This is a genomic window from unidentified bacterial endosymbiont (genome assembly GCF_918797525.1).
Classification (GTDB): domain Bacteria; phylum Pseudomonadota; class Gammaproteobacteria; order Enterobacterales; family Enterobacteriaceae; genus Enterobacter.
Genome location: NZ_OU963893.1, coordinates 1,789,706 through 1,802,275, shown reverse-complemented (window position 1 = coordinate 1,802,275; position 12,570 = coordinate 1,789,706). Strand labels below are relative to the sequence as shown.

General features: G+C 47.1%; 9 protein-coding genes, 4 pseudogenes and 1 riboswitch. Of the genes and pseudogenes, 8 read left to right on the top strand and 5 right to left on the bottom strand.

The window, feature by feature from the left end:
- Nucleotides 1-33: 33 nt before the first annotated feature.
- A riboswitch (TPP riboswitch) is annotated at nt 34-129 on the bottom strand.
- Between the two features lie 658 nt (nt 130-787).
- From NL510_RS08590 to NL510_RS08570, 5 genes are all read left to right on the top strand, one after another.
- Complete coding sequence (locus tag NL510_RS08590; protein ID WP_253383688.1) at nt 788-1,252, top strand: STM2901 family protein; 465 nt, start codon at nt 788-790, stop codon at nt 1,250-1,252.
- Nucleotides 1,246-1,572, top strand: a complete 327-nt coding sequence (locus tag NL510_RS08585; RefSeq protein WP_253383687.1) for a DUF1493 family protein — start codon at nt 1,246-1,248, stop codon at nt 1,570-1,572. Before NL510_RS08590 ends, NL510_RS08585 begins: the two co-directional genes overlap by 7 nt.
- A gap of 18 nt (nt 1,573-1,590) precedes the next feature.
- Nucleotides 1,591-2,082, top strand: a complete 492-nt coding sequence (locus tag NL510_RS08580; RefSeq protein WP_253383685.1) for an Hcp family type VI secretion system effector — start codon at nt 1,591-1,593, stop codon at nt 2,080-2,082.
- Between the two features lie 75 nt (nt 2,083-2,157).
- Nucleotides 2,158-3,264 carry an LA2681 family HEPN domain-containing protein gene (locus tag NL510_RS08575; RefSeq protein WP_253383683.1) on the top strand — a complete coding sequence of 369 codons (1,107 nt, stop codon included), beginning with the start codon at nt 2,158-2,160 and terminating at the stop codon, nt 3,262-3,264.
- A 59-nt stretch (nt 3,265-3,323) separates the two neighbouring features.
- Nucleotides 3,324-3,764 carry an LA2681 family HEPN domain-containing protein gene (locus NL510_RS08570; RefSeq protein ID WP_253383681.1) on the top strand — a complete coding sequence of 147 codons (441 nt, stop codon included), beginning with the start codon at nt 3,324-3,326 and terminating at the stop codon, nt 3,762-3,764.
- Nucleotides 3,765-3,789: 25 nt separating this feature from the next.
- Here NL510_RS08570 and NL510_RS08565 read toward each other — a convergent pair.
- The 4 pseudogenes from NL510_RS08565 to NL510_RS08555 form a co-directional block, all read right to left on the bottom strand.
- A pseudogene (locus NL510_RS08565) lies at nt 3,790-4,712 on the bottom strand (IS5 family transposase).
- A gap of 1,169 nt (nt 4,713-5,881) precedes the next feature.
- Nucleotides 5,882-6,001: pseudogene (locus tag NL510_RS08560) on the bottom strand (DUF1493 family protein); the annotation flags it as partial.
- Nucleotides 5,989-6,153: pseudogene (locus NL510_RS22875) on the bottom strand (STM2901 family protein); the annotation flags it as partial. The pseudogenes NL510_RS22875 and NL510_RS08560, both read right to left, overlap by 13 nt.
- A gap of 3 nt (nt 6,154-6,156) precedes the next feature.
- Nucleotides 6,157-6,252, bottom strand: a pseudogene (locus NL510_RS08555) (hypothetical protein); the annotation flags it as partial.
- Nucleotides 6,253-6,850: 598 nt separating this feature from the next.
- Here NL510_RS08555 and NL510_RS08545 point away from each other — a divergent pair.
- From NL510_RS08545 to NL510_RS08535, 3 genes are all read left to right on the top strand, one after another.
- Nucleotides 6,851-8,227, top strand: coding sequence for a diaminobutyrate--2-oxoglutarate transaminase (locus NL510_RS08545; RefSeq protein WP_253383679.1), 1,377 nt, complete (start codon nt 6,851-6,853; stop codon nt 8,225-8,227).
- Nucleotides 8,228-8,245: 18 nt separating this feature from the next.
- Nucleotides 8,246-9,712 (top strand): pyridoxal phosphate-dependent decarboxylase family protein, encoded by a 1,467-nt coding sequence (locus tag NL510_RS08540; RefSeq protein ID WP_253383677.1) that lies wholly within the window; start codon nt 8,246-8,248, stop codon nt 9,710-9,712.
- Between the two features lie 256 nt (nt 9,713-9,968).
- Nucleotides 9,969-10,301, top strand: a complete 333-nt coding sequence (locus NL510_RS08535; RefSeq protein WP_253383675.1) for an RcnB family protein — start codon at nt 9,969-9,971, stop codon at nt 10,299-10,301.
- A gap of 58 nt (nt 10,302-10,359) precedes the next feature.
- On the opposite strand, the gene NL510_RS08530 is transcribed toward NL510_RS08535, so the two are convergent.
- Nucleotides 10,360-12,561 carry a polysaccharide biosynthesis tyrosine autokinase gene (locus NL510_RS08530; protein ID WP_253383673.1) on the bottom strand — a complete coding sequence of 734 codons (2,202 nt, stop codon included), beginning with the start codon at nt 12,559-12,561 and terminating at the stop codon, nt 10,360-10,362.
- Between the last annotated feature and the right edge of the window lie 9 nt (nt 12,562-12,570).

Below are 12,570 nucleotides of genomic sequence, written 5' to 3'. Positions count from 1 at the left end.
CACGGACAAAAAGAAATGTAAACTAATGATAAGTAGGCCGAATTTCGGCCCCCTACGCTGGCATTATCCAGATCAGGTGGTACGGGTATTTCTCAGCCTTCACAAAGAAGGGCACCCCGAGTCAAAATACTTATAAAACAATCATTTACACACAAACAATTTGTAGGGGTTTAGTGTAACCGGGGCCGTAGGCAGGGTGCAAGATTTTTCGATTTATTACAGCAGTTATCACACCTGGAATAGCTTAATCACGTAATGAAGCACCTGAAATGTGCTCACCCGCTTGTATTCCGCTTAGTGTAAGTTGAGCGTAGGAAAGTACGGATTTGACAAGCAAATCCTATGCCCTCGGTCATCGCTTCTTCACGCAAGGCAGGAGCGAACATAAAAGACTAAGAGCACCGATAGTGAAAGGCGAGGTTACAGAAAGAGCATAATTACAAGGTTCAGGTGTTCAGAAAGAACAACGTATTAACAGTCTTATTACTAACAGTCTTTTAGAAGAACAATCAAAATCAAAAGAACCGATAGAGAAAAGAAACAACAAACCACGCATTAGAAGAGATTTAAAAGTAGATAAATACTCTTCCTTTATCGTTCTCTTACGCTCTTCCCCTTTATCGGCCAACCTCAACTTGCGGATTTAATTAGTAAGTCATGCTAAATCCCTTTTAAGCCTCGCTTCAATGAATTTTACTTTAAGAGCTTTACATGATGTTTTTACTACCATTTTATGTTGTACGTTGTATGCTTACCGATCATACCAATATAAATTATAGGGTTACTGATGGATACAATTGAAGAGTTAAATGGAACATATTTCTATGCGGGGAAATCTAATGTTACTGCGTCTGAACTGTTTTTCATGATTTTTTGTGAAAAAGTAATAGAGCAATTAGGGTTAGGTGTTGCAGATTTTGCTTCTGTAGTTGCCATTGTATCTGGACGGAATACTTTATCAACAAGGGCAAAACCTACAGGAGCAGAAAAGGGAACCTCTTACGCTTCTAAAGCGTCACGTAAAGTATTCAAAAAAGCAAAATTTCCATTTGGGATTAAACTTCCTTCTGTGATTGGTGGCTATCCACCTTCGACTATAAGAATTAGAGCCGTAGCTAACATTGGAACATTTACAGGGCGAGCTATCCCGGTTGTAGGATGGATTTTTTTAGCGTCTGATGTATCTCAAATTACTTATAACACAATTCGAGAATATAACACCGTTGCTAGAGGTGATGATAAATTATGGTAAATAATCTTGAATCAAGAATTTATGAGTTAATACGTAAACATGATGGTGTTTATATTTTAAAAAGCAAGCAAAAGAAATTAACACCGGAAACAGATTTTGATGCCGATCTAAATTTTGATGAATATGAAGCAGAAGAATTAATAGAAAAATTCTTTGCACAATTTCATGTTGATCGTGGAAGATTCTGTATTAGAACCTATTACCCTGATACATCAATATCATTAAACCCTTTTAAGAAAAAAGAATCTATCCCTGTTCCAAATTTTACTATAGGGATGTTAATTGAATCAGCAAAAGCAAAACGCTGGTTATACGACTAATAGCAAGGAGCATTAAGAATGGCTGTACCAGTACATTTAATTTTAAAAGATGATGGTGATGGTGGTTCCCAAATCATGGGATCTTGTGATGTTCATGGGCGTGATGGAAGTATAGAATTACGTAGTTTACAGCATAGCGTGATCATCCCTACAGACAACTTAACAGGTAAAGTGACAGGAAGCCGACAACATTGCTCATTCAATTTAACTAAAGAAATTGATAGCTCATCTCCCTACCTGTTTAAAGCTGTTGCAACGGGGCAAACTCTTAAAAGTGCTGAATTTAATTTCTATCGTATCAATTACAGCGGGCAAGAGGAAATCTACTACACCATTACATTAGAAAATGTGAAAGTAGTTAACTTTAGCCCTGTGATGCACGACACCAGAACGGCAACGGGTACGGGGCATATGGAAGATGTTTCTTTAGCTTATGAGAAGATTACTCACCTCTATAAAGACGGGAATATCTTGCATTCTGATTCATGGAATGAGAAGAAACAAGCCTAGATAAGTTGAAATATTATCAGGGGGCTTAAATGCCCCTCTTGTCTGTAAATAGGCAGCTAAGGAGTTATGTTGTTAATGACAAAAAACGAACTAGATGAATTCAGTGAATTAGCAGATAAATATATCATCAATACCGACCATACACTATTAGTTGCATTGGTTGAGAAGTTTACTAAGCGTGATTTTGAATTTTCCCATCCTTTATATAAAGCACATTATCTATATTGCTTAGGTAACTGTTATTCCGAACTCTATAAATATCGTAGTACAGAGTGGTACTCAACTGATTTAATGAATGCAATAATCTATTATAGGAAAGCCTTACATGCGATTCCTAAAGCTGATTGGAAAGAACACGAAATAAATCGTCAAGCATATAATAATCTTAGATCTATGGTTGAAACAAATCTAGCTAATCACCTTTCATCTCAAGGTAGGGCTTTATGTTGTATTCCGCATTATGATAAAGCAATATCTTTAGATAATAATCCTGTAGCAATTATGTCCAAAGCTAACAATGAGTTATTCCTAGGTCAATCACTTTGTGATAACGGTCACTCAGAATATCACTTCTTGATTGCTTATGAACTCGTAAATAAAGGGATAGAGAATATTGATGGACTATACCCTGATCAACGCATCCCACTTGAAGAAGGTGGGAAGCTATTCAATTTTAAAAAATGGTTTGAAGGCACTTTTCAAATTTCAGCTTTTGACTACTTCAAAGAATACAATGAAGAATACACATCAAAAAAGCATAAGCAGTATTTAGAATGGTGTGCTAGAAACAAGCTTTTTCTTAATGATTTGAATGATGTTTGTGAGTATCCAATAGCTTACCAAGATGTTTTCTCATTGCCATCATTTATTCAATCTCTAAATAGTTCACTTGCAATGCACGAAGAATTAGCTTATCACGGGAATTACGATGAGCTAAAAAATGATTATTGCTATGCCCGGTATTTAATTTTTTCTTCAAAAGACATACCCAATGAAAATTCTCACTTGTTCAATTCGACATTTCAACATGTTGATGAAATGTCACACTCAATAAATAACTTGAAGGTAGCTCAATTAAAATCAGTTTTCATAGCCGTGTATTCACTTTTTGATAAAATCGCATTTTTAATTAGTCGCTTCTTCAATTTAAATGACCTGAAACATGATAAAAAATCAGCATAGATAATTTATTTAAAGATTTCACTGGTAATAATAAGAATGAATGGAAACCACATAAAAAATTGAAGGATAGCGACAATCATTTCATTCATGCTTTATTCTATATTCTGAAAGACATTCGTAAAGTTGGTAGCTCAGATACTGTAACAAAATGGTTAGACCCAAATGCCGTAGCATTTGCAGATATTAGAAATGCTATGGAACATCGTTCATTAAAGATAGTAGATAATTTCGGTTATGAGCTTACTACATCCTACAATAGCTATCACGATGAAGAATTTAAGAAGCTACAAGAATCAGTTAACACCTTACCTAATGAAATCAGAAAAATTGGCTTACAACTAAAACAAGCTAAAAAAGATAATAATACTGAACAATTTGATAATCTTCAAAATCAAATTGAAAAATTAAACGCAGAACTCAATAAAGTTAAATCAAATATTGAAGAAAAAGAGAAATTGTCCTCTCACTCGGCTTTGTTGAATAAATCAGATTTGAGGTAAGCATCTTCGTAGCCGGATACAGTTGTCAGATAATACCCACGCTTTCTGGCATGCCTGCCTTCGTCATTTTGTTCAGCGCACGCACCATGGCCAAAGCCTCTGCAACCTGGCCATCGTAGTCACGCAACGTCAGCGAACCACCCAACAACTGCTTTACCCTGTACATCGCCGTTTCCGCTATCGACCGACAGTTATAATCTGTTGACCATTTCCATCGCGCATTGCTCCCGGTCAGTCGCTGATTCGCTACTGCACGGTTGCGGTCTGCATATTCTCCGGGCCAGTAACCTGCGCCCTTTCGGGGAGGAATGAGCGCGCTGATTTTCTTGCGACGCAGTTCGTCATGACATCGCCGCGTATCGTCAGCACCGTCTGCCGCCGCTGACCTGATTTTTCGGTGGGTCTGCCGGATAAGCCCCGGGAAAGCTTCAGCGTCCGTGACGTTATTCAGCGACAGGTCCGCGCAGATGACCTCATGCGTACTCGCATCAACAGCCAGATGCAGTTTTCGCCAGATACGACAGCGCTTTTGCCGTGCTTTTTGACTTTCCACTCACCTTCACCGAAGACTTTCAGCCCTGTGGAATCAATCACCAGATGCGCAATTTCACCCCGGGTGGGCATTTTAAAACTGACGTTAACCGACTTTGCCCGCTTGCTGACACTGGTGTAATCCGGACAGCGAAGAGAAACATCCATCATGGCAAAAATGGAATCAATAAAGCTCTGTGCGGCTCGCAGAGTCAGGCGGAATACACGTTTAACGACCAGGACCGTGGTGATGGCGAGCTCAGATTAGCGCAGAGGCCGTCCCCGCGATGTGCGTGTGGCGGGCTCATACCAGGCCTGAATAGCCTCGTCATCAAGCCAGAAAGTGACGGAGCCCCGGTTGATAAGGGCTTTGTTGTAGTTGCGCCAGTTGGCGACTTTAAACTTCTGCTTTGGCATGGGACGGCCTGTGTTGCCGGATGATGCGTGATCTGATCCTTTAACTCAGCAAAAGTTCGATTTATTCAACAAAGCCCCTGGAGATAGTAAACACCCGCTCTTAGATAGGTGTAAGATAATTCTGCTTTACGTTTGAAGTTACATTTTTATCACAGGACATTTAACACCTTTTATCTCTCTAGGGTGTAAATGATTGGTTTTATTGACTTTATTACAAATCTACACTGGCATTATCCAGATCAGGTGGTACGGGTATTTCTCAGCCTTCTTTGATGAAGGGCACCCCGAGTCATGGTGATTACATTTCTTTATTAATTACCAGCTTAGGGGAAGTAGCCTGGCGATGGAAGCTTACCCTTAAGGTTATCCTTTCTCCCAGGGCGGAATTCCACTTTGAGCATTTTTAACCAAAGGTAATTCCGTCTATTCCAGATAGCCCGATTACGTTTACTGTCGATTCCATCAACGCTATATCAACCACTCCCAGATAATTATTTACTGTTGTAGCCGTTGTACTACAGTTCTAATCGCATGTGCTGGTTTTGTCACACCAGAGAGACTGACCAGGTATGATGAAGTTAATTCAGGACGAAGCCATGCGACAGAGCCAGTGCACCAGAAGCTACCCAACCGCAATTGAGGAGGTTACATAATGAGGAAGAAAATAATATTGTTATCTGTACTCTCGTTTGTGTCAGTTGCTATAGCAACGCCCGCATTTGCATGTATACAGCAGGGAGGAAGTTGTTTTGCGAACTGCGTGAAAGCATATCCGGATAATTACTTTCTGAAAGCATTGTGTACTTTAGGCAGCGAACATACGCCTTCGCGACCCCCGCAGCATTAACATCAGCAGTGCCGACGTTTGTATGTATATTGCGCTACCTATGCACACCACAGGGCGTAATGCCGATCAGTTAAGGACAGGTTGACCGATCCAGTGGTTGTGTAAGAATCCGGAAATGCTCACCCGTTTCCGGAAAGGAGGTTTTCACCTGACAGGCTATATTGATGAGCCGCTGTTCCTGCTTGCTGATTACCTGCGCCCAATCAATTCATGATCGCTGGGCCGACACTCTGAGGGTTCCAGCCTGTTTTATCCGTTACCCACTGGGCAGCACTGTTGGCACTTCCTGTAATAGCATCAAACAAAGAGGGCAAAATGCCCCCTATTTGTATAACCATCTTCCGGCTTTTGCTGACTGAATAAACATATCAATGGTGAAATCTGGAACATCAACAGGTTCAGGCTTTTTGAACGGGTTCCATGAAAACCTTACTTCGGGATAATGGTGTTGTATTCAGTGATCGAGTTGTAGATGATCTGCGAGACGTCAGCCACAAGAATCACCTCACCTATGAGAGAAATAATTCGCCCTACCCACGTCCCGATCTTCCTCACCCTCCTACGCTTTACAGTCCACGGTGTATAACCGCCGATCCCGATGCGTTGTTGTTGTCCTTTGGACGTCCAGTCCGCGCCAATTTTCGGATTCAGGTCGATATCGACTTCACGCTGATAAAATACAGGATGTTCGGCCTGTTTCCGGGCCAGTGCCTGGCGATTTTTCCGTTGGCTTCCCCACGATTACTATCGCAAAGTCAACACAATGAGCCGCCCAGGTTAACGATGAAAATAGTAGGCTACGGTATCAAAGCTAAAGTTATTTTTGATTTGCTTTCCACCGAAGCACCGAATCATGTTCTATCTCATTTAAAATAATGACCCAGAGAAACATTGCTATGAAAGCGGTATTACGGCCGCATCCTGGAATAAAAGCCAGGGTCGTGACCACGGCATTATGCAGGTAACACAGAAATTACACGCACAAGGAGGTATTAAGCCTGCTTTTCCTGCTGCAAAAAGCACGATTTGTAACACTCTTCGCGCTACTTTTACAGTGAGGGTAAAAGTCTCGCAATACCCCTGTTTTTACTGATGAGATCTCACTTTTGAGCCACGAAAAAGGGAGGATTCACTCCCCTTGCACGCCATGTCACAAAACAGTAAACAAATTAACCATTGAGCCCTGTGGCAAAAGGCTCTATATTGGCGGCGTTTTTTAGACACCCCCATCTGTTTTTTTAACTTTTTATTCAATCGTGGCGCGTAACGAAGCGGCGATTGTAGGAGTGATATGATGACGGATAAAGTCCGTATTGACACCGTAGATGCCCATAAAAGCAACGAAACCTATCTGGCTCGTCAGGCCGAGTTTGAATCTAACGTCAGGAGCTATCCGCGCAAGCTGCCTTTAGCCATCACTAAAGCAGACGGCGTGTGGATAACCGATGCAGATAATAAAGAATACCTTGACTGTTTAGCAGGCGCAGGCACCCTTGCGCTTGGCCACAATCATCCTGATGTGCTCAAAAGCATCCAAAATGTCATTACCAGCGGCTTGCCGTTACATACACTGGATCTGACAACGCCGTTGAAAGACGCATTCTCAGAATATCTGCTGTCTCTGCTGCCCGGTCAGGGTAAAGAGTACTGCCTGCAATTCACCGGTCCATCCGGTGCAGACGCCGTTGAAGCGGCGCTGAAGCTGGCGAAAAAAGTGACCGGCCGTAGCGGTATCATCAGCTTCTCGGGTGGTTACCACGGCATGACCCACGGCGCGCTGTCCGTGACCGGCAACCTGTCTCCAAAAGAAGCGGTTGACGGTATGATGCCAGAAGTGCAGTTCATGCCTTACCCGCACCAGTACCGCTGCCCGCTGGGTATCGGCGGTGACGCAGGCGTGAAAGCGCTGACCTACTACTTCGACAACCTGATCAACGACGTTGAAAGCGGCGTGCGCAAACCGGCTGCGGTAATCCTGGAAGCGGTTCAGGGCGAAGGCGGCGTGAATCCGGCTCCGGTCGAGTGGCTGCAGCGCATCCGTAAGGTGACGCAGGAGCACGGCATTCTGCTGATCCTTGACGAAGTACAGGCAGGGTTTGCCCGTACCGGTAAATTCTTCGCCTTCGAACACGCTGGCATTGAGCCAGACATCATCGTGATGTCTAAAGCTGTCGGTGGCGGCCTGCCACTGGCCGTGCTCGGTATTAAAAAGCAGTTCGACGCCTGGGCGCCGGGTCACCACACCGGCACTTTCCGCGGCAACCAACTGGCGATGGCAACCGGTCTGACGACGCTGAAAATCCTGAAAGATCAGAATATCGCGGGCAAAGTGGCCACGCAGGGCGAATGGCTGAAAGGCCAGTTGAACGAGATGGCGAAACGCTACCCGGTTATTGGTCACGTTCGCGGTCTGGGCATGATGATCGGCATCGAGATCGTTAAGCCGCACGAAGCGGCTGACCATATGGGCTGCTTCCCGGGCGACGGTGAGCTGTCTGCGCTGATTCAGAAGAAGTGCTTCGAAGCCGGTCTGATTCTGGAGCGTGGCGGTCGTAACGGCATTGTGCTGCGTCTGCTGCCTTCTCTGCTGATAAGCGATGAAGAGCTGAAAATCTTCCTGGATAAATTCGAGCAGGCGCTGCTTGCTGCGGGCGTTCGCCCGGCGTAACCGGAGTTGTTGATTACGATGTCAGATTCAAACCCAATTTTGTTCTCCTCGGCGCAGAGCATTGAAGCTTACCAGCAGGCGATTGAACAAAGCACTCAGGCTGTGATGCAGTGGCTGAAACAGCCTGAGATGTACCAGGGCAAAACGGTCGCGGAGCTGCGCGAGCGTATTACGCTTGATTTCAACCCGAAAGGGCTGGGTAACGACGCGGCGATTGAACGTGCCGTCGAGTTCTTCCTGAAAGACAGTTTGTCCGTTCATCACCCGCAGTGTGTGGCGCACCTGCACTGTCCAAGCCTGGTGGTAAGCCAGGCGGCAGAAGTGTTGATTAACGCCACTAATCAGAGCATGGACTCCTGGGACCAAAGCCCGTCCGCGACCATTATCGAGATCAAACTGATTGAGTGGCTGCGTACTCGCGTGGGTTATCAGGCCGGCGACGCAGGTGTTTTCACCAGCGGCGGCACCCAGAGCAACCTGATGGGTCTGATGCTGGCTCGCGATGCTTTCTTCGCGCGTCAGGGCCACTCTGTGCAGCAGAATGGTCTGGTTGGCGATCTGCGCAAAATTCGCGTGTTGTGCTCCGAAAATGCGCATTTTTCCGTGCAGAAGAATATGGCGCTGATGGGCCTGGGCTACCAGTCCGTCCTGCAGGTGAAAACGGACGAATTCTCCCGCATGGATCTGGCCGATCTGGCCGCGAAAATTGAGCAGTGCAACGCCAACGGCGAACAGATCCTGGCGATTGTCGCGACGGCAGGTACCACTGATGCCGGCGCTATCGATCCGCTGCGTGCGATCGCACAGCTGGCGGCAAAGCAGAATATCTGGGTGCACGTTGATGCAGCCTGGGGCGGCGCGCTGCTGATGTCTGAGCAGTATCGCCATTACCTCGACGGTATCGACCTTGTGGATTCCATTACCCTGGACTTCCACAAGCAGTTCTTCCAGACCATTAGCTGCGGCGCATTCCTGCTGAAAGAGGCGCGTCACTATGAGCTGATGCGCTATCAGGCGGCCTATCTGAACTCGGAGTTTGACGAAGAAGCGGGGGTGCCAAACCTGGTGTCTAAGTCTCTGCAGACCACCCGTCGTTTCGACGCGCTGAAGCTGTGGATGAGCCTTGAAGCGCTGGGTCAGGAGCAGTACGCGGCGATTATCGATCACGGTGTAACGCTGGCGCAGCAGGTTGCGCACTACGTGAAAGCGCAGTCTGCTCTGGAACTGGTAATGCAGCCACAGCTTGCAAGCGTGCTGTTCCGCTTCCGCCCTGAAACGCAGATGGACGACGCGGGCATCGCTCTGCTGAACCAGAAAATTGGCGACGCGCTGCTGGAGTCAGGCCGCGCGAACGTCGGCGTAACCGAGCATAACGGCATCACCTGCCTGAAGCTGACGCTGCTGAACCCAACCGTGAACCTGGAGGATGTTAAAGTCCTGCTGTCCCTGGTTGAGCGTACCGCACAGGAAGTTCTGGCGAAGTAATGTTTATCCCTCTCCCGCGCGGGAGAGGGAGTCTTCTCACGGAAAAACGCGTACCAACTGCTTCCTTTCCTCTTTGCGGATGGCTGCCCCCGCCTCCTCACTACTTTCCTGTAAAACGCTGCCAGCATGAGCTGTGTTCAGTTTTGTTACATTTTTCCTGGAACAAGCCATAGTCTGATACATAAAATAGACACGTTGCCGTATTGTGGGTTGGCAACGGCAAAAAGTAACGGTAAACGGGTTAACTGGAGAAAAAATGGCTAAGCATAAATGGCTGCTTCTGGGTGTAGCGATGTCTCTGGCGGGTGCGGTCTCTGCCGCCCCACAAACGGCGTCTGCGCCTTCTGGCATTAAGGCCTATGAAGAACAAGAGTTCATTGCCGATTTCACAAAGTTCAAAATTGGCGACTCGGCGCCAGCGATGTACCAGACGCCCGAGTACACCATCAAACAGTACCAGCTGCGCAACCTGCCTGCGCCAGATGCAGGTACGCACTGGACCTATATGGGTGAAAACTACGTCCTGATTGGCGACGCGGATGGCAAGATCTACAAAGCCTACAACGGGGATATCTTCTATCACCGCTGAGGCAGTTCACATGCGTTTGTAGCAGGAAAGCGCCCGCTTTCCTGCGTACCTGTGGATTTCATCTCGCTTTCTTCGCGTTGGGAAGGTCAGGCTCGTAGCCGTAACCATAGACCTTATACCCATTGCTGTAATAGTCGATGGCCGAATTGACAAAATCGTTCACCACTACCCCCTTAACTTCCACCTTCGATTTCTGCAGCCGCCGGACGCTGACAAGCATCTCCTTGACGCTGGTCACGTTGTGTCGTGCAACCAACAGCGTTGACGCCGCGATATGCCCTATCACGGCGGCGTCGGTAACAGCCAGAATCGGCGGGGTATCGATAATCACCATGTCGTAGCGCTCGCTTGCCCACTCCATAAACTGACGAAAACGATCGTGCATCAGCAACTCTGACGGATTAGGCGGCGCCATGCCGCACGTCACCACATCGAAACTGGCTTCGCTGTAAGTCTGTACCGCCGCAGAAAATGCCACTTTTCCGCTGAGTACATCGGAGAGTCCTGCATCGTTAGAGAGCGAAAAAATATTATGGATATAGCCCTTACGCATATCGGCATCGATGAGCAGTACCCGCTCCCCTACCTGCGCAACCAGTGCAGCCAGGGTGGTACTGACCAGGGTCTTACCGCAGTTTTGCGTCGGCCCACTGAACATCAGAATATTATTTTCAGCATCCATCATCGCGAAGTGCAGGCTGGTCCGTAGACCGCGTACCGCCTCCACAAAGTTATCCAGCGGCCGGTCTACGGGCAAGAAAGGCACGTTCGTGGTTCTGTGTTTCTCCGCAGAGCTGAAAAAATTAACCCTCGAGAGCCGGGTTCTCTCATTCAGCCACACCGAACGAGGGAGCGTGGCATAAACGTTCAACCCTTGAGACTCAAGCTGATCCGGTGAATCAATGCCCCTTTTCAGTGACACTTTTAACAGGACCAGCGTCGCAGAGAGAATGAACCCAATCAGCGTCGAGAGTAATACGATAAGCGCCTTACGCGGTTGCACCGGGTCGGGTTGCGTCAGTGCGGCATCGATAATACGCACGTTACCAATCGTACTGGAACGCGAGATATTCAGCTCCTGTTGCCGGGTAAGCAACTGCTGGTAGATAGCGCGTCCCGAATCCACGTCGCGGCTCAGGCGTAAAATCTCCTGTTGCACAGAAGGCATGCCTGAAACGCGTTTGTTCAGCCGGGCACGCTCATCTTCGAGAGTCTGACGTTTCTCACGCAATGCACGATAGGTGGGGTGCTCTTTCTTGTAATACTGAGAAATCTCGGCTTCACGGAAGGTGATTTCATTCAGTTGATTATCAACGTTGACGATTTGTTCCAGTACGGACTTCGCCTCAAGGGTTAAATCAACCGAATCTCGTTGTCGGCGATAATCATTAAGACGCTGTTCAGCGTTGTCCAGTTCCGAACGAACCTTTGGCAATTGTCTCTGCAGGAAGTCCAGACTTTGAGAGTCCTGAGCGGCCTGACGCGCAATGTTTTGCTGCAGATAATTTTCCGCAATGCTGTTCAGGATGCGGGTAAGAAGTACGGGATCAAAACCCGTCATACTCAGGCTCAGGATCCCACTCTCTTTGCCCATATCTTTCACGCTGAACCGTGCATGTAAGGCGTTAATGGCATGCGGCAGGGAGAGTAAGGTCACGGTGAAGCGCGTGCCGGGCGGCGCATCCAGTTCGCTGACGCGCAGCGATACGCCTGCGGCCGTGAGCAGCTGGCCGCGTACACCCTTTGCGCTAATCCCCTTACCTTCCACACGAAACCGGTCGTTATCCTCAGTAATAATCGTCAGGCTGCGCTCCCCCACATAGGTGGACGGAAAATGCAGCCACGCGAGCTTCAGAACCCCGGGAGATTCATTATTGATCCGCGCCCAGATTTTACCCACCACCGGGAGCCGGGACTGAACTATCTCATACTGCAAATTAAGATCCTGGACCGTTTTCCCGAGGATCATTCGCGATTTCAGCAGTTGAATTTCCGCCGTTGAGTCTGGCGTAAAGCTGGGCGTGAACTGTGAAAGAGATTTGAGCAGGCTGTTTTGCTGCTTATCTTCAATCTGCACGAGGGCATCGGCAGTATACACAGGCGTCGCCAGGAAAGCGTACATCCCTCCACCTATCGTAAAACAAACGGTGACCAGCAGAATGCACATGCGATATTCAAAAAGTTCAAGCAGCATACGGAAGAGATCGATCTGCTGAGGATCGGTTGAATCATTCTGGGCGTAATCATTTTTCGACAACATACATCATCC

Coding starts and splice junctions, on each gene's coding strand:
- NL510_RS08535 (WP_253383675.1), top strand. CDS start 9,969: ATGGCTAAGCATAAATGGCTGCTTCTGGGTGTAGCGATGTCTCTGGCG.
- NL510_RS08540 (WP_253383677.1), top strand. CDS start 8,246: ATGTCAGATTCAAACCCAATTTTGTTCTCCTCGGCGCAGAGCATTGAA.
- NL510_RS08530 (WP_253383673.1), bottom strand. CDS start 12,561: ATGTTGTCGAAAAATGATTACGCCCAGAATGATTCAACCGATCCTCAG.
- NL510_RS08545 (WP_253383679.1), top strand. CDS start 6,851: ATGATGACGGATAAAGTCCGTATTGACACCGTAGATGCCCATAAAAGC.
- NL510_RS08585 (WP_253383687.1), top strand. CDS start 1,246: ATGGTAAATAATCTTGAATCAAGAATTTATGAGTTAATACGTAAACAT.
- NL510_RS08590 (WP_253383688.1), top strand. CDS start 788: ATGGATACAATTGAAGAGTTAAATGGAACATATTTCTATGCGGGGAAA.
- NL510_RS08575 (WP_253383683.1), top strand. CDS start 2,158: ATGACAAAAAACGAACTAGATGAATTCAGTGAATTAGCAGATAAATAT.
- NL510_RS08580 (WP_253383685.1), top strand. CDS start 1,591: ATGGCTGTACCAGTACATTTAATTTTAAAAGATGATGGTGATGGTGGT.